23 protein-coding genes and 2 pseudogenes are annotated in these 21,069 nt (G+C 65.3%); 17 read left to right on the plus strand and 8 right to left on the minus strand.

Features of this window, described 5'->3' with window-relative positions; genetic code table 11:
• The first annotated feature begins 78 nt into the window (after positions 1 to 78).
• The 10 genes and pseudogenes from exeG (at position 79) to exeN (ending at position 5,975) form a co-directional block, all read left to right on the plus strand.
• Positions 79 to 510 (plus strand): GspG family T2SS major pseudopilin variant ExeG, encoded by a 432-nt coding sequence (gene exeG, locus J9889_RS05230; protein WP_010675723.1) that lies wholly within the window; start codon positions 79 to 81, stop codon positions 508 to 510.
• 47 nt (positions 511 to 557) lie between these two features.
• Positions 558 to 1,121, plus strand: a complete 564-nt coding sequence (gene exeH, locus J9889_RS05235; protein ID WP_010675722.1) for a GspH family T2SS minor pseudopilin variant ExeH — start codon at positions 558 to 560, stop codon at positions 1,119 to 1,121.
• Positions 1,122 to 1,186: 65 nt separating this feature from the next.
• Positions 1,187 to 1,540, plus strand: coding sequence for a GspI family T2SS minor pseudopilin variant ExeI (gene exeI, locus J9889_RS05240; RefSeq protein ID WP_257707003.1), 354 nt, complete (start codon positions 1,187 to 1,189; stop codon positions 1,538 to 1,540).
• Positions 1,541 to 1,584: 44 nt separating this feature from the next.
• A complete protein-coding gene (gene exeJ / locus J9889_RS05245) occupies positions 1,585 to 2,226 on the plus strand; it encodes a GspJ family T2SS minor pseudopilin variant ExeJ (RefSeq protein WP_103858238.1) in 642 nt (213 codons plus the stop codon).
• A gap of 25 nt (positions 2,227 to 2,251) precedes the next feature.
• Positions 2,252 to 2,326 (plus strand): annotated as a pseudogene (locus J9889_RS24005) (type II secretion system protein GspJ); the annotation flags it as partial.
• Between the two features lie 25 nt (positions 2,327 to 2,351).
• Positions 2,352 to 2,426: pseudogene (locus J9889_RS05250) on the plus strand (type II secretion system protein GspJ); the annotation flags it as partial.
• On the plus strand, positions 2,416 to 3,435 hold the full coding sequence (exeK, locus tag J9889_RS05255) for a GspK family T2SS minor pseudopilin variant ExeK (protein WP_210556085.1): 1,020 nt from the start codon (positions 2,416 to 2,418) through the stop codon (positions 3,433 to 3,435). The pseudogene J9889_RS05250 and the gene exeK, both read left to right, overlap by 11 nt.
• Positions 3,436 to 3,547: 112 nt before the next feature.
• A complete protein-coding gene (gene exeL, locus J9889_RS05260) occupies positions 3,548 to 4,732 on the plus strand; it encodes a GspL family type II secretion system protein ExeL (protein ID WP_210556102.1) in 1,185 nt (394 codons plus the stop codon).
• Complete coding sequence (gene exeM, locus J9889_RS05265) at positions 4,729 to 5,220, plus strand: GspM family type II secretion system protein ExeM (RefSeq protein WP_010675717.1); 492 nt, start codon at positions 4,729 to 4,731, stop codon at positions 5,218 to 5,220. Before exeL ends, exeM begins: the two co-directional genes overlap by 4 nt.
• The gene (gene exeN / locus J9889_RS05270) at positions 5,217 to 5,975 is read left to right on the plus strand and encodes a GspN family type II secretion system protein ExeN (RefSeq protein ID WP_210556086.1); all 759 of its coding nucleotides are present in this window, start codon (positions 5,217 to 5,219) and stop codon (positions 5,973 to 5,975) included. Before exeM ends, exeN begins: the two co-directional genes overlap by 4 nt.
• Before the next feature lie 48 nt (positions 5,976 to 6,023).
• Here exeN and J9889_RS05275 read toward each other — a convergent pair whose 3' ends face one another.
• Entirely contained in the window at positions 6,024 to 6,833 is an 810-nt protein-coding gene (locus J9889_RS05275) for a helix-turn-helix transcriptional regulator (RefSeq protein WP_210556087.1), read from the minus strand.
• A 145-nt stretch (positions 6,834 to 6,978) separates the two neighbouring features.
• Here J9889_RS05275 and tyrS point away from each other — a divergent pair, with 145 nt between their 5' ends.
• Positions 6,979 to 8,244 (plus strand): tyrosine--tRNA ligase, encoded by a 1,266-nt coding sequence (gene tyrS / locus J9889_RS05280; protein ID WP_210556088.1) that lies wholly within the window; start codon positions 6,979 to 6,981, stop codon positions 8,242 to 8,244.
• On the opposite strand, the gene J9889_RS05285 is transcribed toward tyrS, so the two are convergent.
• On the minus strand, positions 8,239 to 9,144 hold the full coding sequence (locus J9889_RS05285; RefSeq protein WP_182935222.1) for a LysR family transcriptional regulator: 906 nt from the start codon (positions 9,142 to 9,144) through the stop codon (positions 8,239 to 8,241). The genes tyrS and J9889_RS05285 overlap by 6 nt on opposite strands.
• A gap of 116 nt (positions 9,145 to 9,260) precedes the next feature.
• Here J9889_RS05285 and J9889_RS05290 point away from each other — a divergent pair, with 116 nt between their 5' ends.
• A complete protein-coding gene (locus tag J9889_RS05290) occupies positions 9,261 to 10,367 on the plus strand; it encodes an NADH:flavin oxidoreductase (RefSeq protein ID WP_210556089.1) in 1,107 nt (368 codons plus the stop codon).
• Between the two features lie 79 nt (positions 10,368 to 10,446).
• Here J9889_RS05290 and yrfG read toward each other — a convergent pair whose 3' ends face one another.
• The gene (gene yrfG, locus J9889_RS05295) at positions 10,447 to 11,115 is read right to left on the minus strand and encodes a GMP/IMP nucleotidase (protein WP_210556090.1); all 669 of its coding nucleotides are present in this window, start codon (positions 11,113 to 11,115) and stop codon (positions 10,447 to 10,449) included.
• 147 nt (positions 11,116 to 11,262) lie between these two features.
• On the opposite strand from yrfG, the gene nudE reads away from it, so the two are divergent.
• The 3 genes from nudE to J9889_RS05310 all read left to right on the plus strand — a co-directional run bounded on the left by nudE (position 11,263) and on the right by J9889_RS05310 (position 14,408).
• Positions 11,263 to 11,862: an ADP compounds hydrolase NudE gene (gene nudE / locus J9889_RS05300; protein WP_162540606.1), complete on the plus strand. Its 600-nt coding sequence runs from the start codon at positions 11,263 to 11,265 to the stop codon at positions 11,860 to 11,862.
• 53 nt (positions 11,863 to 11,915) lie between these two features.
• The gene (gene cysQ, locus J9889_RS05305; protein WP_010675709.1) at positions 11,916 to 12,728 is read left to right on the plus strand and encodes a 3'(2'),5'-bisphosphate nucleotidase CysQ; all 813 of its coding nucleotides are present in this window, start codon (positions 11,916 to 11,918) and stop codon (positions 12,726 to 12,728) included.
• A gap of 411 nt (positions 12,729 to 13,139) precedes the next feature.
• Positions 13,140 to 14,408, plus strand: a complete 1,269-nt coding sequence (locus J9889_RS05310) for an aromatic amino acid transport family protein (RefSeq protein ID WP_167826125.1) — start codon at positions 13,140 to 13,142, stop codon at positions 14,406 to 14,408.
• Between the two features lie 83 nt (positions 14,409 to 14,491).
• On the opposite strand, the gene J9889_RS05315 is transcribed toward J9889_RS05310, so the two are convergent.
• The 3 genes from J9889_RS05315 to metJ all read right to left on the minus strand — a co-directional run bounded on the left by J9889_RS05315 (position 14,492) and on the right by metJ (position 16,032).
• On the minus strand, positions 14,492 to 14,830 hold the full coding sequence (locus tag J9889_RS05315; RefSeq protein WP_010675707.1) for a tRNA-binding protein: 339 nt from the start codon (positions 14,828 to 14,830) through the stop codon (positions 14,492 to 14,494).
• 84 nt (positions 14,831 to 14,914) lie between these two features.
• Positions 14,915 to 15,673, minus strand: a complete 759-nt coding sequence (locus J9889_RS05320) for an AraC family transcriptional regulator (protein ID WP_201888156.1) — start codon at positions 15,671 to 15,673, stop codon at positions 14,915 to 14,917.
• Between the two features lie 35 nt (positions 15,674 to 15,708).
• Entirely contained in the window at positions 15,709 to 16,032 is a 324-nt protein-coding gene (gene metJ, locus J9889_RS05325; RefSeq protein ID WP_005327165.1) for a met regulon transcriptional regulator MetJ, read from the minus strand.
• Positions 16,033 to 16,255: 223 nt separating this feature from the next.
• On the opposite strand from metJ, the gene metB reads away from it, so the two are divergent.
• Together metB and J9889_RS05335 are read left to right on the plus strand one after the other, a co-directional pair.
• A complete protein-coding gene (gene metB / locus J9889_RS05330) occupies positions 16,256 to 17,434 on the plus strand; it encodes a cystathionine gamma-synthase (protein ID WP_210556091.1) in 1,179 nt (392 codons plus the stop codon).
• On the plus strand, positions 17,434 to 19,887 hold the full coding sequence (locus J9889_RS05335; protein ID WP_210556092.1) for a bifunctional aspartate kinase/homoserine dehydrogenase II: 2,454 nt from the start codon (positions 17,434 to 17,436) through the stop codon (positions 19,885 to 19,887). The genes metB and J9889_RS05335 overlap by 1 nt, the downstream gene beginning before the upstream one ends.
• Before the next feature lie 67 nt (positions 19,888 to 19,954).
• Here the strand turns inward: J9889_RS05335 and J9889_RS05340 are convergent, their stop codons facing one another.
• Together J9889_RS05340 and J9889_RS05345 are read right to left on the minus strand one after the other, a co-directional pair.
• Positions 19,955 to 20,644, minus strand: a complete 690-nt coding sequence (locus tag J9889_RS05340) for an LrgB family protein (RefSeq protein ID WP_210556093.1) — start codon at positions 20,642 to 20,644, stop codon at positions 19,955 to 19,957.
• Positions 20,637 to 21,038, minus strand: a complete 402-nt coding sequence (locus J9889_RS05345) for a CidA/LrgA family protein (protein ID WP_039040574.1) — start codon at positions 21,036 to 21,038, stop codon at positions 20,637 to 20,639. The genes J9889_RS05340 and J9889_RS05345 overlap by 8 nt, the downstream gene beginning before the upstream one ends.
• Positions 21,039 to 21,069: the final 31 nt, after the last annotated feature.

Consider the following 21,069-nt stretch of genomic DNA (forward strand, 5'->3'; position numbering starts at 1 on the left):
CACATTCAATCGAACGATCGTGGTTTAACAGTTAATCGTTGATGGCTAATGCCATCTCATTTCGTTAGGGAGTCAGTCATGCAAAAGCGTCGTCAATCGGGTTTTACCCTGCTGGAAGTGATGGTGGTCATCGTGATCCTGGGGATCCTGGCCAGCCTGGTGGTGCCCAACCTGATGGGCAACAAGGAGAAGGCGGATCAGCAAAAAGCGGTCTCCGACATAGTGGCGCTGGAAAACGCCCTCGACATGTACAAGCTGGACAACAACCGCTACCCGACCACCGAGCAGGGGCTGGATGCCCTGGTCAACAAGCCGACCGCATCCCCTGAGCCGCGCAGCTACCGTGAAGGGGGCTACATCAAGCGCCTGCCGCAGGATCCCTGGGGCAACCAGTACCAGCTGCTGAGCCCGGGCCAGTTCGGCAAGATCGACATCTTCTCCATGGGGATGGACGGCGAAGCCGGGACCGATGACGACATCGGCAACTGGAACCTGAAGGACTTCCAATAAGTGATTCCGCCGCGTCGTGCTCACTGCGCCACCCCGGGGCTGCCTGCATGAAGGTGGCCTCTTCGGCCCGTCACCAGGCCGGTTTTACCCTGCTGGAAGTGTTGCTGGTCGCCATGTTGATGGGACTGGTGGCCACTGCCGTCACCCTCAGCATGGGGGGCGCCAGGGGGGATCGGGAGCTCGACAAGCAGGCGCGCCGCTTCATGGCGACCCTGCAGCAGGCCCAGGAGTATTCGGTCATGGATGGCAGGCTGCTGGGGCTGCGGGTCGAGGAGAACGGCTGGCAGTTTATGTCCCGGGATCCCAAGGATCGCAAGTGGCGCGCACTGACCGGTGACAAGCTGCTGGGGCCGGTGACGTTGCCGGAGGGGATGACCCTGGCGGTGGAGCTGGAAGGTTTCAACTGGCGCACTGCGTCGGACGAACGCCAGGAGCAGGGTCGGGACGAGCGTGAGCGGACACCCCAGATCCTGGTCTTTCCGGGGGGAGAGCTCTCTCCCTTCGTGCTGACCCTGAGCCAGCAGGACGAGGATCTGCACTACCTGCGCACCGTCAGGGGGGACGAGTTCGGTCGTCTCTCCCTGTTGCAGGATGAAGAGGAAGAAGAGTGAGGAGCGCCAGGCCTGCAGGGGGCGCTCTAGCGCGTCGCACCGCTCTGTCGGGCGGCCCCGCCCGGGTGCGCGGCATGACGCTGCTGGAGGTCATGGTGGCCCTGGCGGTGTTTGCCATCGCCGGGCTGGCGGTGATGAAGACCGCGAGCGAACACCTGGCCGGCCTCAATTATCTGGAGCAGAAGACCCTGGCGACCTGGGTGGTGGAGAATCAGCTGGTGCAGCAGAAGCTCGAAGGCAAATGGCCGGGAGACAGCTGGGTGGAAGGGGACGAGGAGATGGCCGGGCAGACCTGGTACTGGCGCTATCGCGGCGTCGCCACGGCGGACAGCAACTTCAGGGCGCTGGACATGGAAGTGCGCACTGCGCCCAAGGCCGAGAGCCCGGTGGCCATGATCCGGACCTATCTCAGCCGATGAACATTCATCAACGTGCGTCCATGATCCGGAGCCGGTGTCAGCCGATGATCCAGAGCAACCCCCGCCCATCGCGCCACCGCGGCTTTACCCTGCTTGAGATGCTGGTGGCCATTGCCATCTTCGCCACCCTGAGCCTGGGGGCCTATCAGGTGCTGCAAGGGGTGCTGACCAGCGACGAGGTGGCCAAGCGCAAGGAGGCCCGCCTTTCGGAACTGCAGCTCGCCTTCAGCCTGCTGGAGCGGGACGTCACCCAGATGGTGCCGCGCAGCGGTCGCATCGACGGCGAGAACAACAAGGTGCTGCTGGCGGCGTCCCGCTTCGGCCAGCAGAGCGACGACTGGGGCATGGCCTTCATTCGCGGCGGCTGGCTCAATCCGGACGGCATACTGCCGCGCTCCGGCCTGCAACGAGTGGGTTGGCGTCTCAAGGGGCAGACCCTGGAGCGGTTGAGCTACCTCTATCCGGATCCGGCCATTGGCACCGAGCCGCGCATTCAGCCCGTGCTGACTGGCGTGACGGCGCTGCGCCTCTATTTCTACGACAAGGGACAGTGGAAGGAGGAGTGGACCCAGCGCGACCTGCTGCCCTACGGGCTGGCGGTGGAGCTGGAGCTTGAAGACTACGGCACCATCCGTCGCCAGTTCCTGATCGGTGCTGGTGGTCAGAGGGCAGAGAATGGTAACTGATCGTCGTTTTCCCCTGTCCGTCACGGAGGATGACGGCACTATTCGACGTCGCCAGTTCCTGATCGGAGCCGGTGGTCAGAGGGCAGAGAATGGTAACTGATCGTCGTTTTCCCCTGTCCGTCACGGAGGATGACGGCACTATTCGACGTCGCCAGTTCCTGATCGGCGCTGGCGGTCAGAGGGCGGACAATGGCAATTAAGCGCCCCCGCCATCCTTTGGCCCCCGGCAGACAGCGGGGCATGGCCCTGCTGGTGGTGTTGCTCATCCTCGCGGTGATGGTGATCGTCGCCAGCAACATGAGCGGCCGCCTGCAACTGGAGCTGCGTCGCACCGCCAACCTCACACTGGGCAAGCAGGCCTGGTGGTATGCCATGTCGGCGGAGGCCCTGGTGATCAAGGTGCTGAACCAGGACTTCAAGGATGACCCGGATCGGGTGAGTCTGGGACAGAACTGGGCGCGGGAGGACGGGGTCTTCCCGGTGGAGGATGGCACTCTCTCGGGCCGGGTACGGGATCTGCAATCCTGCTTCAACCTCAACAGCCTGAGCGTGCCCCTCAAGGAGGGGGAGAACGGCGACGATCTCGAGCCCCAGCCTTACCAGTTCAAGGTGTTCCGGGCCCTGCTCGCCCAGCTCGAGGTGGATGATTACGAAGCGGTGCAGCTGACGGACGCCATCCGCGACTGGACCGACAAGGATACCCAGCTGGTCTCGAGCAACGGGGCCGAGGATGCCTACTACGAGGGACTCAATCCCCCCTACCTGGTGGCTAACCAGCGGATGCTGGGCACCGACGAATTGCGGGCGGTGCGCGGGGTGAGCGCCAGCCTGTACGCCCGGTTGGCCCCCTATGTGTGCTCCCTGCCCAATGACAAGCTGGTGGTGAACATCAACACCATCCGGCCGGAGCAGGCGGCCCTGCTGGTGGGGCTCTACCAGGGGAAGATCGGGCTGGACGATGCCAAGCGGGTGCTGACCAGCCGCCCCAAGAAGGGGTGGAAGAACAAGCAGGAGATGACGGAGCAGTTGCAGGTTCAGCCGGGTGCCATCACCGGGCTGGATGGCGCCCTGGACATCAAGAGCAGCTTCTTCGAGGCCCGCCTGCTGGCGGAGGTGGGGGAGACCCGCGCCAGGCTTGAGACCGTCTTCCAGCGTGGCAAGGACAACAAGCTGGTGATGCTGCGTCGCCTGAGCGGCGGCGCCGAATAACAAGGGGGCGTGGGGCGGTTTCGCTGACCTGCGCATCCCCCGATTGGACTGCAACCCATGGCTGTGCGCCCGCCCCCCTGAGGGAGGAGCGGGCATGGCAGGAGAGACATTAGTGAGCGAGAGTCTGGTCATCCGTCTGGGGACCAATGCGCAGCAGCCAGTGCACTGGCTGGTCTGGTCGGCGCAGGAGCAGGAGATCATCGCCTCCGGCATCCTGGCATCGGCGCACGCCCTCGGCGAGCTGCAGGAGCGTGCCGGTGGTCGCCCCGTGGTGACCCTGGTGCCCGGCAGCGATCTTATCTTCCGGCGGGTCAATCTGCCGGGCAAATACAGCCGCCAGAGTGCGGCGGCCCTGCCCTATCTGCTGGAGGAGCAGATCGCCTCAGACGTGGACGATCTGCACCTGGTGGTGCTCGGCCATCAGGGCCGCGAGGTGGATCTGATGGCGGTGGACAAGGGGAAGATGCACTCCTGGCTCGGTTGGCTGGAGCAGGCAGGGCTCAAGACCCTGCACCTGCTGCCCGACGTGCTGGCGCTGCCGCTCGCCGCCGATGGCTGGTCAGCCCTGCAGCTGGGGGAGGAGTGGCTGGTCCGCCAGGGCCCCCGTCAGGGCATAGTGGCGGAGGAATCTCTGTTGGCCATGCTGCTGGCAGCGCAGACCGAACCCGTCACCCTTCACTGCCATACTCCCATCCCCGCCATGGCGGCGGGCAACTGGCAGGAGGCTGACCCGGAACTGCCCATGCTGTTGCTGGCGAAAGGGGCGCTGACCTGCCAGGCCAACCTGTTGCAGGGGCCCTATCGTCCCCAGACCGAATACGCCCGCTACTGGTTGCAGTGGCGCAAGGTGGCGGTGCTGGCAGGCGTATTGTTGCTGGTGGCCCTGGTGCAGCGCGGTGTGCATCTGCACCAGCTGGCGGAACAGGACAAGGCCCTCAAGGCGGAGATCCGGCAGGTCTACACCCGGATCTTCCCGGGGGAGACGCGCATCGTCAACGTGCGCAGCCAGATGACCCAGCACCTCCAGCAGTTGGGGCAGGCTCCCCAGGATGGCGTCCTGTTGCTCCTGACCGAGCTGGCCCCGGTGTTTGCCGAGGTGCCCGGCCTCAAGCCCGAGGTGCTGCGCTTCGATGCAGCCCGGGGCGAGCTGAGGTTGCAGGTGACGGCCCCCGGCTTCACCGAGATCGAACGTTTCCGCGAGCTGGCGGGCAAGCGCTTCGAGGTGCAGCAGGGTGAGGTGCGAAGCACCGAAGGCAAGGTCGAAGGGGCGCTGGTGCTCAAGGGGAGGTCGTCATGATGGACAAACTGCAGAGCTGGTGGCGCGGTATCAGTGCCCGCGAGCAGCGGCTGGTGGCGGTGGGGGGCAGCGTGTTGCTCATCGGGCTCTTCTACTGGGCGATCTGGCAGCCGGTGGCAAATCGCATTGCCGAGCGCGAGCGGCAGGTGGTGAACCAGCAGCAGACCCTGGCCTGGCTCAAGGAGAAGGGACAGGAGGTGCTGGCGATGCAGGGGGGACAGGGGCGCCAGATCGATACCGGCGGTACCCTGGACGGTGTGGTGAACCGCACCGCCTTCAACCAGAAGATCAAGATTGCCCGCTTGCAGCCCCAGGGTCAGGAGCTGCAGGTATGGATAGACACGGTGCCGTTCGATGATCTGCTGATCTGGCTTGCGACCCTCTCGGATCAATACGGCGTCCAGGTGCAGATCATCGAGCTGGCCCGCGAGGGGCTGGCCCCCGGGCTGGTCAAGGTCAGACGTTTGCAGTTGAGTCGTTCCCAATGAAGCGAAAAATAGTGATCGCCAGTCTCTTCCTGCTGGCATATCTCGGTTTCCTGCTGGCCCAGTTGCCAGCATCCCTGGTGGTGCGCCATCTGCCGCTGCCCCCCAATCTGGTGCGGTTGGAGGGGGTGAGCGGCACCCTCTGGAGCGGTCAGGCCGCCCGGGTGCAATATGCCAGCGAGTCCCTCACCCAGTTGCGCTGGGATCTCGATGGCTGGTCCCTGCTGCGGCTGGCGCCCGAGGTGTCGGTGCACTTTGGCGAGCGCAGCGGACTCAACGGGCAGGGGATCCTGGGTTGGAACGGTGCCGCTTTCGGGCGCGACATCACCCTGAATGCGCCGGCCCCCTGGGTGCTGGAGAGGGTGCCAATGAGACCCCCCTTCCCGTTGACGGCGACGGGTCAGTTGCAGCTCAAGATCGACCAGTTTGCCCAGGGCAATCCCTGGTGCGACAACCTTTACGGGGATCTTCACTGGTATGACGCACAGGCGGATACCCCGGCGGGCAAGCTGGCCCTGGGGGATCCCGAGATCACGCTCACCTGTCTCGACTCCCGGCTGGTGGCCGAGATCAAGCAGGGCTCGGAGGCGGTGCAGGTGCTGGGCAAGCTGGAGTTGCAGGCCAATCGCCAGTACCTGTTCCAGGGCACCCTGAAACCGGGTCCCGAGCTGCCGGACCAGATGAAACAGGGGCTCCCCTTCCTCGGCCAGCCCGATGGGCAGGGGCGCTTCCCGCTGCGTTATCAGGGCCGCATCTGACGGCGTTGCCCATGGTTTGAACCACCCCGCCCCGGCGGGGTGGTGTCGTTATGGGGGCGCGCCGGCTGGCGCCGTGATGAGGTGATTGAGGAAGAAGCTGAACAGCTCGGCCCGGGAGTGCAGGTTCAACTTGGCGTAGAGGTGCTTGCGGTGATTCTTCACCGTGCCGCTGCCGATGCCGAGCGCACTGGCAATCGCCTCGGTATCCAGCCCCTGCAACAGCAAACCCGCCACCTGGCGCTCCCGCCGGGTTAGCTGATCTCCCCCCACACTGGCGATAGCCTGCTCCACCGCCCCCTTGAGGTCAATGCCACCCGGTAGCGCCGGGCTGCGGGCCAGGCGGGGTGTCTCTTCCCGCCAGTGCTGGCGACACAGGGAGTGGACCAGCGGAAACAGTGCCTCCAGCCTGGCCAGCTCGTCACGGCTGAGGGAGCGGCGCTTGTCGAGGCGGCCCAGAAACAGCATCAGGGTGAGGCCGCCGCGCACCGGCAGGATCAGCCCCACCTCCTCCTGCCAGCCGGTGGCCTGATAGAAGTGGTGGCGATACTCGGGGTCGAGCCGCCCCCGTGACACCTGCGCCAGGGTCCAGACCCCGGCACCCAGCCCCTGCTCCAGCGCCTGCATGAAGGGATCCTGACTGAAGTGGCGGGTGAGGTAGCGGTCGAACAATAGGGCCCGCTGATGATGCAGGTTGTCGTAGAGGTAGACGGGGCGCAGCCCCACCCCGAGCAGCAGGGCACAGTCGAATGCCACCTGTTGCTGGATGAGGCGCACCAGGGCTGCCGGGAAGCCGCTGCCGTGCAGGGCATCGACGGCGGCGGTCAGGCTCAGGGTATCCGTGGCAGGAGACGGGGGCATGGCGATGGGCTCCGGGTCAGGGAATGGTTTCCCCACGATGACAGGATGCTAGCACGGGAGTGGCAAAACTGTCCCCTGGGGGACATATCTGCCAGCACCGCAAGCGGCGAGGATGGCCCTCTTTCTCTTGCTGTTGGAGCCCCCCATGACAAATCCTCACCTGCTCGATGAGCTGACCCAGCGCGGCCTGGTGGCCCAGAATTCCGACCCGGTGGCGCTGGCCGACCATCTTGCCACCCCGCGCACCGTCTATTGCGGCTTCGATCCTACCGCTGGCAGCCTGCACATCGGCCACCTGGTGCCACTCTTGATGCTGCGCCGCTTCCAGCTGGCGGGCCACACCCCGGTGGCTCTGGTGGGCGGGGCCACCGGCCTTATCGGCGATCCCAGCTTCAAGGCAAGCGAGCGCACCCTCAACAGCGCCGAGACGGTGCAGGGCTGGGTCGCCAGCCTGTCGGCCCAGATAAGCGCCCTGCTGCCAGCGAGCGACGGGCTGGCGGCGCCGCTGCTGGTCAACAACGCCGACTGGATGGGGCAGATGTCCGCCCTCGATTTTCTGCGGGACATCGGCAAGCACTTCTCGGTCAACGCCATGCTGGCCCGCGAATCGGTGCGCCAGCGCCTGGCCCGTCCGGATCAGGGCATCTCGTTCACCGAGTTCTCCTACACCCTGCTGCAATCCCAGGACTTCGCCGTGCTCAACCAACGCCTCGGCTGCACCCTGCAGATCGGCGGCAACGACCAGTGGGGCAACATCATCAGCGGCATGGACCTCACTCGGCGGCTGCATCAGACACAGGTCTATGGCATGACGCTGCCGCTCATCACCAAGGCCGATGGCACCAAGTTCGGCAAGACCGAGGGGGGCGCTATCTGGCTCGACCCGGCGCTCACCTCCCCTTACGCCTTCTACCAGTTCTGGCTCGGTACCGCAGACGAGGATGTCTACCGCTTCCTGCGCTACTACAGCTTTATGCCGCTGGCCGAGATTGAGACGCTGGAGGCGGAGGATGCGAAGCGGCAGGGGCGCAAGCTGGCCCAGCAGGTGCTGGCGGACGAGCTGACCGAACTGGTACACGGCAAGGGGGCGCTGGCGGCGGCGCAGCGCATCAGCGAATCGTTGTTCAGTGGCGAGGTAGCCCGCCTTGGGGAGAGCGATCTGGCCCAGCTGGCGCAAGATGGCATGCCAAGCAGCTGCATCGAGGGGGAAACGGATCTGGTGACCCTGCTGGTGGAGTGCGGCCTGGCCAACTCGAAGCGGATCGCCCGCGAGCTGCTGGCGGCGGGAGCCGTCAGCGTCAACGGTGCGATCCGCCGGGATGAGCCGCTCACCGCCGACGATCGGCTGTTCGGCCGCTACCTGCTGCTGCGCCGGGGCAAGAAGCAGTACCACCTGGTGATCTGCTCATGAAGGGGTGAGCGCCTCGATGACGTAGTCGAGGAAGTGGCCGACCAGGGCCGACTCGGCCCGGCGCTGGGTATAGAGGGCGTAGAAATGGGCCCCCTTGGGGCGATAGTCCGGCAGCACTTCGCGCACCACCCCCTCGGCCAGCTCGGCCGCCACCAGGTAGCGCGGCAGGCGGGCTATCCCCAGTCCCTGGCGCATCCCCTGGTGAATCGCCTTCTTGCTGCTGAAGGCCAGTTCGCCCGCTACCTCGAGAGGGATCTCGCGCCCCTGGGCAAGCAGGGGCCAGCACTCGTGGCGGCCGTACTCCTGGCTGCGGGTGATGAGGCTGTGCTGGTGCAGATCCTGCGGTGTGGTGAGGGGCGGGTGGCGGTCCAGGTAGTCGGCGCTGGCGCAGAGCACCAGATCGTCCACCGCGATGGGGCGCGCCAGGTAGGGCTGGGTGCCGAGCTCAGTGCTGCGAAACGCCACGTGCAGGTTGTCGCGCAGCAGGTCGGCCGGGGTATTGCTGAAGTCGGCGATGATCCGCACCTCCGGGTGGTCGGCGCGAAAGCGCAGCAGCACCGGAGTCAGCACCACTTCTCCCCAGAGATCCGGCGCCGTGATGCGCAGCTCCCCGCACAGTGCCGAGCGGCGGCGCTGCAGGCCGTCCAGCAACTGCTCATGCAGGGCGATCATCTGGTCAGCCTGGCGGTAGGCGAGCTCTCCTGCGTCGGTCAGTTGCACCCGGCGGGTGGTGCGGCTCAGGAGCACGCTGCCGAGGCTCTGCTCCAGGTGGCGCAGATCCTTTGACGCCTTGCTCGGGGTGATGCCCAGGCGGGCCGCCGCCGCGGCGAAGGATCCACAGCGGACGATGGCGACCAGCAGGCGCATCAGGTAGAGAGTGTCGAGCTTGTGGTGACTCATGAGGGGTGGCCTATTGTGTCTTGCTGGGAATGAATGTCTTGCTTGTGCGCCTGATTATATCCTGTTGGCCCGGGTTTATAGTGGCCGCCATGCCATTGCGATCCCGGGAGAGGACAATGAACAAGACACTGGGCGACAGCTTCCACTTCGAGCGAGCCGGATTGCGGCTCAAGAACCGGGCCGTGCTGGCCCCTTTGACCCACAACATGAGCGGCGCAGGCGGTGATCCCGGCCAGGCCGAGCTCGACTGGCTGGCGCGCTGCGCCCGTGGTGGCTTCGGCCTGCTCATTGCCGCCGCCACCCAGGTGCGGCCCGGCGGACGCTGCTGGGCGGGGCAGCCTGCCCTGATGACGGACGCCCAGCAGCAGGCCTTCACGGCCCTGGCCGACAGTGCGCGGCAGGCCGGGGCGCTGGCGGTGGTGCAACTGCATCACGGTGGGATGCGGGCTCTGCCAGAGCTGAACGACGGGGCGCCAGTCGGCCCGTGCGCGCTGGCGCCGGGCGGGCGTTACCCCCTCGGGGTCAAGGGGCTGAGCGAAGCGGAGATTCTGACGCTCATTGACGCCTTTGTTAGCGCTGCGGAGCGGGCCCATGGCGCCGGCCTGCACGGGGTCGAGCTGCACGCAGCCCACCACTTCCTGCTCTGCAACTTCCTCAACCCCCTGCACAACCGGCGCACCGACCGCTGGGGGGGCAGCCTCGCCAACCGGGGGCGGATCCTGGTGGAGATAGTGCGCGGCATTCGCGCCCGTCTACCCCGGGGTTTCCTGGTCGGGGTGCGTCTCTCCCCCGAGAGCTATGCCCATATCCAGGGCATCGAACTGGCCCATCAGCTGGCGGTGGCGCGCCTGCTGGCGGACGAGGGGATCGACTACCTGCACTTCTCCATGGGGGACAGCTTCAAGGCGGTGGCGGGGGATCCCGACGGCGGCGCCCTGCTGGAGGCGGTAAGGGTCGGGTTGGCCGGGCGGGTGCCGCTCATGGTGGCGGGCAAGATTAGCGACGCAGATTCGGCGGAGCGGGCTCTGGCCGGCGGCGCCGATCTGGTGGCGGTGGGCACGGCGGCCCTTGGCAATCCGGACTGGATGGAACGGGTGAGCCGCGGCCTGCCTCTGCATGCAGCCCCTTTCACGGCGGCGCACCTCACGGAGGTCGGCTTCACCCCAAGCGCCCTCGACTACCTGGCCAGCATGGGGGTGCTGGCCCCGCGCGATGCGGCCTGAGGGCTTTCATGAACGGTATGCGCTCGGCAGGCTGTTGAGCTGATGTGACAAGGCCCTCGTGAAGAGGGCCTTGTGCGTGTCAGGCGCCGAGAGGGAGCAGGTCGGCGTAGTCGTCGAGCGCCGGGAAGTGCTGGAAGGTGAGCGGCGGCATCTGGCTGTCGGGGTGACGGATGCCGAGCTGGTGGGCGATGCCGAACTCGGCCGAGGCGGCCAGGATCCGCTCGCTGTCATCCACGAAGAGGGTGCGGGCCGGGTCGAACGCCAGCCGCTCGGCCAGTGCCTGCCAGCAGTGCTGGCTCTCCTTCGACCACCCGAGCTCATGGGTGCTCACCATCAGATCGAGGTGCTGGGCGAGGCCGAGGCGTGCATCCTTCACCGACAGACTGGCGGGATGGGCATTGGTGAAGAGTACCACCTGCTTGCCGGCGGCCTTGAGTGCGGCCAGGAAGGGAATGACGTTGGGGCGCCACTGGATCTTCTCCAGGATCTCCTGTTTGAGGGCGCGGATGTCGAGCCCGAGCGTCCGGGTCCAGTAATCCACGCAGTACCAGTCGAGGGTGCCGTTGACCGCATGATAGTGGGTGTCTATCTGCGCCTTCGCCTCGGCCAGCGGCAGGCCGAGTCGCTCGGCGTAGCGCACCGGCACCAGGGTTTGCCACAGATGGCGGTCAAAATGGAGATCGATCAGGGTGCCATCCATGTCGAGCAACACGGTATCAATCTGGTGCCAGGGCAGGGGAGTCGACATGGGGCCTCGCGATGTCTGTGGTGATGGGAAAAACGGGGCGCATTATAACGGATTTTTCAGACATCTTTCCCCTCTTTGCCCCGTGGTGTTCGGCAGGGGAGTCGTTTACTCTTGAAACACGATTTTTTAACGAGCAGTCAGCCCCCGATGAGCGATCCCCACAAGCGCAATCCCGTCCACCTCAGTGTCGAGACCATGGCCCATGACAAGAGCAAGCCGGAGATCCTCAAGGCCGAGATCGTGGCCGAGAGCCGGCTGTTCAAGGTGGAGTCCCTTCACCTGAAATTCTCCAACGGCGAGGAGCGGGTCTACGAGCGGATGCGCGGCGGCAACCGGGGTGCCGTCATGGTGGTGCCCCTGTTCGATGCCCACACCCTGCTGCTGGTGCGTGAATACGCGGCGGGCACCCACTCCTACGAGCTGGGTTTCCCCAAGGGATTGATAGACCCCGGTGAAAATGCCTTCGAGGCGGGCAACCGGGAGCTGATGGAGGAGGCGGGCTTCGGGGCGAGCAGCCTGACCCTGCTCAAGCAGGTGTCGCTGGCGCCGGGGTATTTCTCCAGCCGGATGGACATCTTGCTGGCGCGGGATCTCTACCCCGAGCAGCGGGTCGGTGACGAGCCCGAGCCTCTCGAGGTGATCCCCTGGCCCATCAACCGGATCGACGAGTTGCTGGCGCGACCGGACTTCACCGAGTCTCGCAGCATCAGTGCCCTGCTGCTGGCCAGCAAATGGCTGGCGGAGTAGGGAAATTAGCCCGCAGAGGGTCTGTTTGGCAATCAGAGGCAGAGGTAAGCACCATGCAGGAGTTGTTGGCCTGGATACCCGAGGTCAAGGAGATCGCCCGTGAGGCGGGCAGGATCCTTCACGAGATCTATCGCGGCGGTCAGTTCGAACGCCAGTTGAAGGAGGATGCGACCCCGGTCACCAGTGCCGATCTTGCTGCCGATGCCTACCTCAAACAGGCGCTGGCAGCGCTCACTCCCCATGTCCCCGTGCTGACCGAAGAGGCGGCCGACATCCCCTTCAGCCAGCGTGCGAACTGGCGCCAGTACTGGCTGGTGGACCCGCTGGACGGCACTGGCGAGTTCATCGCAGGCAGCGGCGATTTCGCCACCCTGATCGCCCTGGTGCGGGACAATGTCCCGGTGCTCGGGGTCATCTATGCCCCCGAATCCGATCTGCTCTACTGGGCGGTGCGCGGTCACGGTGCCTTCAAGGAGGCGAACGGCGAGAGTCGTCCCATCAGCGCCATCCATCATGAACACGATCAGCCTGACTCCCTGGTGGTGGCCATCAGCCGCCGCCAGAAACTGGAGAACCTGACCCGTCGCCTCAACCCGGCCATCCACTACGAGCTGATCCCGCTCGGCTCCAGCTCCCTCAAGTCCTGCCTGGTGGCGGAAGGCGTGGCGGATTGCTACGTGCGCCTGGGCCCCACCGGGGAGTGGGATACCGCTGCCGCCCAGTGCATCGTGGAGGCGGCAGGGGGGCGCATCCTCAGCCTGGCGCTGCAACCGCTGAGCTACAACGAGACCGAGTCGCTGGAGAACCCGGACTTCATCGTGATGGGGGACCCGGATCTCGCCTGGGGTCGCATTCTGGCCCACTGACGGGTCGACCAGCTCGCAGGGAATGCAATCAGGCGACCACAGGGTCGCCTGATTGCATTGGTGTGATCAACTGGTTGGTTACGGGGATTTCAGGGAGATTCGCTAGTGATGGCGAGAACGGCAGTGGATCATCACATCCAATCTGGCTGCGCTGGCATAAATTTCAGTTAATTCTTAAAACATGCATTTCATCGAAACAAAAAATCGACGTCGGTTTTAATTTTGGTTTTATATTCCTAACTTTTGGTTAATGTCAGGATTAATTGAATAATCCGGGTTGAAATTTCCTCCCAATCTCACTGGTGGAACAGGGCTTTGCCAGTGAGATCTGCCAGTCTCCATTTTTGAGAATTAAATGCTAAAGGAGCACAATGTTTTTAGATTTTAATACTACGTAAAAGTGATTTATCGATGAGTTTATCTGCAGACGTCTCACGGGAGCTGTCCGGTTCCCACTCCACCATGGCCAGCACCGGCTGGCGTCGCCACGACACCCACTGGGTCATCAGCCTGTTCGGCACCGCCGTCGGCGCCGGCATTCTGTTCCTGCCCATCAACCTGGGTCTGGGGGGGATCTGGCCCCTCATCATCGTCGCCGTGCTGGCCGGTCCCATGACCTTCCTGGCCCACCGCGGGCTGGCGCGTTTCGTGCTCTCGTCGTCGCGCCCCCAGGCCGACTTCACCGAGGTGGCCGAGGAGCATTTCGGCAAGATGGCCGGGCGCCTCATCTCGGCGCTCTATTTCCTCTCCATCTTCCCGATCCTGCTCATCTACGGCGTCGGGCTGACCAACACGGTGGAGAGCTTCATGGTCAATCAGCTCGGCCTGGCCTCCCCGGATCGGGTGATGCTCTCCGGCGTGCTGGTGTTCGCCATGATCGCCGTGATGCTGGCCGGCGAGAAGGCGATGCTGCGGGCCTTCGCCGTCATGGTCTACCCGCTGGCAGCGATCCTGCTGGCCCTCTCCTGCTACCTCATTCCCCAGTGGCAGTGGCCGGAAGTGACCGCCTTTGAAGGCACCAGCTTCCTCAACACCGTCTGGCTGGCGCTGCCGGTCACCGTGTTCGCCTTCAGCCACGCCGCCGCCATCTCGGGCTTTGCCAACGTGCAGCGCCGGGAGTACGGGGAGCAGGCCGAAACCAAGAGCGGCCTGATCCTGCGCAACACCACCGTCATGCTGGTGGGCTTCGTGCTCTTCTTCGTCTTCTCCTGCGTGCTGAGCCTCTCCCCGGCCCAGCTGGCCGAGGCCAAGGCCCAGAACGTCTCCGTGCTCTCCTATCTCGCCAACATCACCGACAACCCGGTGATCGTGACCCTGGGGCCGCTCATCGCCTTCATCGCCATCAGCTCCTCCTTCCTCGGCCACTTCCTCGGTGCCCGCGAGAGCCTGAAAAGCCTGATCGCCAAGCCCACCGGCCTGCCGCTGGCGAAGGCGGACAAGCTCGGCATCGCCCTGATGTTCTTCGCCATCTGGGGCGCCGCCATCATCAACCCGGGGATTCTGGGGTTGATGGAGACCCTCTCCGGCCCCGTCATCGCCATGATCCTCTTCATCATGCCGGTGGTGGCCATCTACAAGGTGGAGGCGCTGGCCCGCTTCCGTCACCGTTGGGTCAACGGCTTCATCCTGCTGACCGGTGCCCTGGCGGTCTCGGCCCTGCTGTTCAGCCTGCTGAAATAAGCCAGGCCGTCAGCATCAAACAAGAGAGGCGACCCCGGGGGTCGCCTCTCTTGCTTCTGCTCTCTGGTTGCCTTGCCGTCGTCTCACCCCAGCTTGGCGCCGTTCTCCACCGCCTGCTCGGGGATGGCGATCACCACGGCGCCATCCGGGCGATAGAAGCCGGTCAGCAGAAACTCCGACTGGATGGGGCCTATCTGCTTGGGGGGAAAGTTCACCACAGCGACGATCTGGCGGCCCACCAGATCCTCCGGTCGATAGAGGTCGGTGATCTGGGCGCTGCTCTTGCGCACCCCGAGCTCGGGGCCGAAATCCGCCCACACCTTGTAGGCGGGGCGGCGCGCCTCGGGGAAGGGCTCGACCCGCACCAGGGTGCCCACCCTGAGCTCCACCATCTCGAAATCCTGCCAGCTTATGGTCTGCATCTTGGCTCCTCGTTGCCCATACCTTGCATGAGCCTCAGCATGCCTCGAGTGCCCGGGAATTGTCTTCGGCAAAGAGCCGACCGATTACGGCAGGCAGCCGTTTTGCCGGCGCCAGAGGGAAGGGGTCAGTCCGGTCTCGGCCAGGAAACGCTCGGCAAAGGCCCCCTGGTTCTGGTAGCCGCAGCGGCTGGCCACCTCGCCTATGGGCAGGGCGGTCTGGGCCAGCAGGGTGCGGGCCAGCGCCATGCGCCGCATTCTGAGGTAGTGGGAGACGCTCGTGCCCACCTGCTGGCGAAAGGCGTGTTTGAACTGGCTCAGGCCGAGGCAGGCGATGGCGGCGAGTTCCTCGTTGGTGAGGGGGTCTGCGAGGTGGGCTTCCATATGACGCTGTACCTTGGCGATACGAGGGGCTATGCGGGGAGCGACGGCGGGGCCCATGCCGCGTCCCTCGGTCAGCAGCCCGAGCCACACCTGATCCATGCCAGCCACGTGGCGCCCCTCGGCCACCATGCGGTGCAGGAAGGCGAGGTAGTGGCGCTGGGCCTCATCCAGCTCGACGAAGGGGTGGTCCCCCAGGGCTGCCGGCAGCCAGTGGCTCTCCTGCACCAGAAACACGTGCGCCGGGTCGGCGGCGTAGTCGTGGCGAAGGCCAGGGGCGATGATGCAGGCAAAGCCGGGCGCAAGCCGCCGCCCCAGGCCCTGCACCTCGATCTCGAGGGGGCCGACGAGGGGGATCACCAGCTGGGCGTGGTCATGACTGTGGCTCTGCATGTCGCTCTGGTAGTGACGCAGGCTGAAGGGGGAGGCGGCAGATAAGCATGACGCGGCACCGGGCCGCGTCATTGAAAGGGATGCATCGTTTGCCATGGGCAGCCGCATTACTCGGCGTCGAAGTCTTCGATCTCTTTGCCAAGGGCTTCCATGATGGCGCGGGCCTCGGCGGGGACGCTGTCCGGGTGATCCTTGCGCAGGTCGTCGTCACAGGGCAGCGGCTGGCCGGTGAAGGCGTGCAGGAAGGCTTCGCAGAGCAGCTCGCTGTTGGTCGCATGACGCAGGTTGTTCACCTGGCGACGGGTGCGCTCATCGGTCAACACCTTCAGCACCTTGAGCGGGATCGAGACGGTTATCTTCTTGACCTGTTCGCTCTTCTTGCCGTGCTCTGCATAGGGGCTGACGTAGTCGCCGTTCCACTCTGTACCCATGTTCCACCTGTAGTCGTTTGGCCGTGAGCGCGGATTTTAACCCTTAAGGAATTCAATGGCAATCCAACAGCAAAGCCATTTAGACGTCTAGAAGTGTTGACGGCTTTTTTAAGGTGGCGTAGTGTGGTGCACCATGGGCCGGCAGTCCGGCCAGCGAAAATGAGAGCGGGGCTGGACGACCCACGAGGCGGACCGGCTCCGGCAACCCATCAAGGAGAGTGACATGACCCACAAGGCCACCCTGGCGGTACGCACCGGGATTGAGACAGACACGCAGCACGGTGCCGTGGTGCCCCCCATCTATCTCTCCAGCAACTACACCTTTGCCGACTTTGGCGAGCCCCGTCAATACGACTATGCCCGCTCCGGCAACCCGACCCGCACCAATCTGGCAGACGCCCTGGCGGCCCTGGAAGGGGGGGCCGGCGCCGTGGTGACCGGCACCGGCATGGGGGCCGTTCACCTGGTGACCACGGCTCTGCTCAAGGCGGGGGATCTGCTGATCGCTCCCCACGACTGCTACGGCGGTACCTGGCGTCTGTTCGAGTATCTGGCGGCCAAGGGCCACTACCAGGTGCAGTTCGTGGATCAGGGAGACGAGGTGGCGCTGGCCGCCGCGCTGGCCCAGAAACCCGCACTGGTGTGGGTGGAGACCCCCTCCAACCCGCTGCTGCGGGTGGTGGACATCGCCGCCATCGCCGAGGCCTCCCACGGGGTGGGGGCCCAGGTGGTGGTGGACAACACCTTCCTCTCCCCCTTGCTGCAACAGCCCCTGTCCCTTGGTGCCGACGTGGTGGTCCACTCCACCACCAAGTACATCAACGGCCACTCCGACGTGGTAGGGGGTGTGGCGATCGCCAAGGATCAGGCTCTGGCCGACTCCCTGGTGTGGTGGGCCAACTGCCTGGGGCTCACCTCCGGTGCCTTTGACTCCTACCTCACCCTGCGGGGTCTGCGCACCCTGGCTCCGCGCCTGCGCACCCATCAGGAGAACACGGATCGCATCCTCGCCTTCTTGCAGCAGCAGCCGCTGGTCAAGCGGATCTATCACCCCAGCCTGCCGAGCCATCCGGGCCACGACATTGCGCGCCGTCAACAGTCCGGCTTTGGCGCCATGCTAAGTTTTGAGCTCGATTGCAACGAGACGGGGCTGCGCGCCTTCCTCGCGGGGCTGCGTCTCTTCTCGGTGGCGGAGTCCCTCGGCGGGGTGGAGAGTCTGGTGGCCCATCCGGCCAGCATGACCCACAGGGCCATGACCCCTGCGGCCCAGCAGGCGGCGGGCATCAGTGCCCAGTTGCTGCGTCTGTCGGTGGGGATCGAACACGGTGAGGATCTGGTGGCCGATCTGGCCCAGGGGTTTGAACAGGCGCAGTTGGCACAACAGGCAGAGCAGGTGAAGTAATGGAACAACAACAAGGAGAGTGTGTGGTGGCAACAGAGGCAGTCTTCAAGCGGCGCCATGTACACAAGTTCGGCGGCAGCAGCCTGGCGGATCCGGTCTGTTATCGCCGGGTCGCCAGCATCGTCGAGCAACAGGTGGGGGGCAACGAGCTGGTGGTGGTCTCCGCCGCGGGCAAGACCACCAACCGGCTGATCCAGCTGGTGGAGCTGGCGGAAGCGGGGGATGAGGCCGCAGGCGAAGCCATCACCGCCCTGCACGCCTATCAGCAAAGCCTGATCGACGGCCTGCTGGAAGGGGAGCTTCACCTCGATCTGAGCCAGCAACTGACGGGCGACATGCAGCTGATCGCCAAAACCCTGGAGGGGCAGTTTGACCGCTTCGAGCGCAACGGCCTGCTCGCCTTTGGCGAGGTGTGGTCCGCCCGCCTGCTGGCTGCCCTGCTCACCAGCCGGGGTGAGGCGGCCGCCTGGCTCGATGCCCGCAGCTTCCTGCGCGCAGAAGACGGCGCCCTCATCAAGGTGGATACCGCCCTCTCCAGCGAGCTGCTCAAGGCTCGGCTGGCCGAGCACGCCGGTCGCATCGTGGTGACCGGCTTCATCGCCGCCGACATGGAGGGGCGTTCCCTGCTGCTGGGGCGCAACGGCTCCGACTACAGTGCCAGCCTCCTGGCGGCGCTGGCGGACGGGGAGTCGACCACCATCTGGAGCGACGTGGCCGGGGTCTACAGTGCCGACCCGCGCCGTGTGAAAGAGGCGCGTCTGCTGGAGCGCCTGAGCCTGGCCGAGGCCAACGAGCTGGCGCGCCTGGGCTCCTCGGTGCTGCATTCGCGTACCCTGCAGCCGGTGGCCGACAGCCGTCAGCGCCTCACCCTGCGCTGCAGCTACAATCCGGACGAAGGCTGCACCCACATCCTGCGCCGTGCGCCCCGCTCCGGCGGTGCCCGCATCGTCTCCTCGGTGGATCAGATAGCCCTCATCGAGCTCAAGGTGCTGCCGCAGACTGACTTTGAGCAGACAGTGGCGGCCATCGAGGCCCATCTGGCCCGCCATCGCCTCCATCCGCTCACCCAGCAGCGCCAGCCGGATCGGCGGGTGCTGCGTCTGGCCTACACCCTGGAGGTGGCACAAGGGGCCTTCGAGGTGCTCCGTGACTTCCAGTTGCAGGGCAACTTTACCGGCCTCATCCAGAAGGAAGGGTTCAGCCTGGTCGCCCTGGTGGGGGCCGGCGTCACCGACAATGCCGAGCAGTGCCACCGTTTCTACCAGCTGCTGGCGGATCAGCCTCTGGAGTTCGTGCAGGTGGCCAAAGATGGCCTGAGCCTGGTGGCCGTGCTGCGCCAGATCGTGCTGGAGCCGCTGCTCATCGCTCTGCACAGTGCCCTGTTCAGCCGCCCGACCCGGGTCGGGCTGGTGGTGTTCGGCAAGGGCAATATCGGCGGTCACTGGCTGGGGCTCTACGCCCGCGAGAAGGCGCGCCTCGAGCATGAGCTCAATCTGGCACTCACCCTCTACGGGGTCTTCGACTCCAAGGGCGGGCTGCTGGACGAAGAGGGGCTGGATCCCCTCAAGGTACAGGACAACTTCAATCCCAAGCCGCTCATCTGGCCGGAGCTGCTCTCCCAGCTGGAGCAGCACAGTTTTGACTCCCTGATCGCGCTCGACATGACCGCCAGCGAGACGGTGAGCCGCTACTACCCGGACTTTGCCCAGCTCGGCATCCACATCATCGCCGCCAACAAGTTTGCCGGTGCCGCCGACAGCGAGTTTTACCAGCGCATCAAGCAGACCTGCCGCGACCATCAGGTGCAATGGCGCTACAACGCCACCGTGGGGGCCGGGCTGCCCATCCAGTCCAGTATCCAGATGCTGCGCCAGAGCGGTGACCGCATCCAGGGTGTCTCCGGCATCTTCTCCGGCACCCTCTCCTGGCTGTTCCAGCAGTATGACGGTACTCGCCCCTTCTCCGAACTGGTGGACGAGGCGTGGCAACACGGCCTGACCGAGCCGGATCCCCGGGAGGATCTCTCCGGTCAGGATGTGCGCCGCAAGCTGCTCATCCTGGCGCGGGAGGCGGGCTTCGAGCTCGACTCCGCCGACATCGAGCTGGAGAACCTGGTGCCGGTGGCCCTGCGCAAGGTGACTGCGGATCAGTTCATGGACAGGCTCAAGGAGCTGGATGACCCTATCCAGACCGCCTTCGAGGGGGCGCGCCGGGTCGGCAAGGTGCTGCGTTATGTCGCCCGCTTCGAGCACGACGGCAAGGCTCGCGTCGGGCTGGAGGCGCTGGAGCCCCATCACCCGTTTGCCAACCTCTTGCCCTGCGACAACGTGTTCGCCATCGAGAGCGACAGCTATCGCACCAACCCCCTGGTGATCCAGGGGCCGGGAGCGGGCCGGGAAGTGACGGCCGCCGCCATCCAGTACGATCTCTGGCAGATCTGTGCCAGCCTCTGAGGCTGCGTGACACGATGCAATGAGAAGAGGCGCCCCAGGGCGCCTCTTCTGTTATCGGGTGGCGGAGTTACCAGAACAACCGGCCCAGGAGGGGTGCGAGCAGCACGGTGGCCATGCCGGCGATCATCATCACCATGCTGGAGACCACCCCCTCCTCGTTGCCCATCTGATAGGCCCTGGCTGTCCCGGCCCCGTGAGCCGAGGCACCAAAGCCCGCGCCCTTGCCGAGGCGGCTGCGGATGGCGAGCACGGTGAGCACGCTTTCTCCCACCGCCATGCCGATGACGCCGGTCAGCACCACGAACAGGGCGGTGAGATCGGCGTTGCCACCCACGGAACGGGTCGCCTCCACCGCGAAGGGGGTGGTGATGGATCTCATGGCCATGCTGCGCTGCAACAGCTCCGAGAGGTTGAGCCAGCGGGCCAGCAGCACTGTGCTGCCCACCGCCATCACCACGGACGCCACGACCCCGACCGAGAGGGAGAGCCAGTGGCGGCGCATCAGCTGGCGATTCTCGTAGACGGGCACCGCGAAGGCGACGGTAGCGGGGCCCAGCAGCCAGAGCAGCCAGTGGGATTCGGCCATGTAGTCCCGGTAGGGAATGTGGAACAGCATCACCACGGCCACCAGCAGGGTGGGGGCCAGCAGCAGCGGCATCAGGGGCAGGATGCGCTTTTTGCCATAGAGCCACTTGCTGGCGTAGTAGAAGAGCAGGGTCAGGGCTAAGCAGAGCAGGCCGAGCAGGGTATCAGACATGGCGGCGACTCCGGCGGGCCAGTTTCAGCTCGAGGCGATAGACCCTGTCCACCACCAGCGCCGTAGTGCCGAGCACCAGCACGGTGCTGACGATCAGGACCACCATGATGCGCCACCCCTCCTGCAGCAGCAGCTCCTGATAGTTGACCACGGCCACCACGGCAGGGACGAAGAAGAGCAGCATCTCAGCCAGCAGCCAGCGGGCCCCGGCACTGAACCACTGGGCCTTGACCACCCCGAGCAGGATGCAGACCAGCAGCAGCAACATGCCAGTGAGGTTGGCGGGCAGGGGCAGGTGCAAGGTGCGCACTGCGATGTCGGCCAGCAACCAGATGGCCGCCAGCAGGGCGATTTGGAAGGGGGTTTGCAACCAGCGAAGGCAGAGGGTTTTCATGGCAAGCGTCTTTCTGTGAACCTGCTCACAG

The sequence above is a fragment of the Aeromonas sp. PrichA-15 genome (genome assembly GCF_017939245.1).
Taxonomy (GTDB): domain Bacteria; phylum Pseudomonadota; class Gammaproteobacteria; order Enterobacterales; family Aeromonadaceae; genus Aeromonas; species Aeromonas caviae.

What these genes read in the sequence shown, in the direction of transcription:
- nudE (WP_162540606.1), top strand. Translation starts at nt 11,263, where the DNA reads ATGAGCGATCCCCACAAGCGCAATCCCGTCCACCTCAGTGTCGAGACC.
- exeM (WP_010675717.1), top strand. Translation starts at nt 4,729, where the DNA reads ATGATGGACAAACTGCAGAGCTGGTGGCGCGGTATCAGTGCCCGCGAG.
- J9889_RS05320 (WP_201888156.1), bottom strand. Translation starts at nt 15,673, where the DNA reads ATGACGCGGCCCGGTGCCGCGTCATGCTTATCTGCCGCCTCCCCCTTC.
- tyrS (WP_210556088.1), top strand. Translation starts at nt 6,979, where the DNA reads ATGACAAATCCTCACCTGCTCGATGAGCTGACCCAGCGCGGCCTGGTG.
- J9889_RS05315 (WP_010675707.1), bottom strand. Translation starts at nt 14,830, where the DNA reads ATGCAGACCATAAGCTGGCAGGATTTCGAGATGGTGGAGCTCAGGGTG.
- J9889_RS05340 (WP_210556093.1), bottom strand. Translation starts at nt 20,644, where the DNA reads ATGTCTGATACCCTGCTCGGCCTGCTCTGCTTAGCCCTGACCCTGCTC.
- exeG (WP_010675723.1), top strand. Translation starts at nt 79, where the DNA reads ATGCAAAAGCGTCGTCAATCGGGTTTTACCCTGCTGGAAGTGATGGTG.
- J9889_RS05275 (WP_210556087.1), bottom strand. Translation starts at nt 6,833, where the DNA reads ATGCCCCCGTCTCCTGCCACGGATACCCTGAGCCTGACCGCCGCCGTC.
- J9889_RS05285 (WP_182935222.1), bottom strand. Translation starts at nt 9,144, where the DNA reads ATGAGTCACCACAAGCTCGACACTCTCTACCTGATGCGCCTGCTGGTC.
- J9889_RS05310 (WP_167826125.1), top strand. Translation starts at nt 13,140, where the DNA reads ATGAGTTTATCTGCAGACGTCTCACGGGAGCTGTCCGGTTCCCACTCC.
- metB (WP_210556091.1), top strand. Translation starts at nt 16,256, where the DNA reads ATGACCCACAAGGCCACCCTGGCGGTACGCACCGGGATTGAGACAGAC.
- cysQ (WP_010675709.1), top strand. Translation starts at nt 11,916, where the DNA reads ATGCAGGAGTTGTTGGCCTGGATACCCGAGGTCAAGGAGATCGCCCGT.
- exeK (WP_210556085.1), top strand. Translation starts at nt 2,416, where the DNA reads ATGGCAATTAAGCGCCCCCGCCATCCTTTGGCCCCCGGCAGACAGCGG.
- metJ (WP_005327165.1), bottom strand. Translation starts at nt 16,032, where the DNA reads ATGGGTACAGAGTGGAACGGCGACTACGTCAGCCCCTATGCAGAGCAC.
- yrfG (WP_210556090.1), bottom strand. Translation starts at nt 11,115, where the DNA reads ATGTCGACTCCCCTGCCCTGGCACCAGATTGATACCGTGTTGCTCGAC.
- exeJ (WP_103858238.1), top strand. Translation starts at nt 1,585, where the DNA reads ATGATCCAGAGCAACCCCCGCCCATCGCGCCACCGCGGCTTTACCCTG.
- exeN (WP_210556086.1), top strand. Translation starts at nt 5,217, where the DNA reads ATGAAGCGAAAAATAGTGATCGCCAGTCTCTTCCTGCTGGCATATCTC.
- exeH (WP_010675722.1), top strand. Translation starts at nt 558, where the DNA reads ATGAAGGTGGCCTCTTCGGCCCGTCACCAGGCCGGTTTTACCCTGCTG.
- J9889_RS05345 (WP_039040574.1), bottom strand. Translation starts at nt 21,038, where the DNA reads ATGAAAACCCTCTGCCTTCGCTGGTTGCAAACCCCCTTCCAAATCGCC.
- J9889_RS05335 (WP_210556092.1), top strand. Translation starts at nt 17,434, where the DNA reads ATGGAACAACAACAAGGAGAGTGTGTGGTGGCAACAGAGGCAGTCTTC.
- J9889_RS05290 (WP_210556089.1), top strand. Translation starts at nt 9,261, where the DNA reads ATGAACAAGACACTGGGCGACAGCTTCCACTTCGAGCGAGCCGGATTG.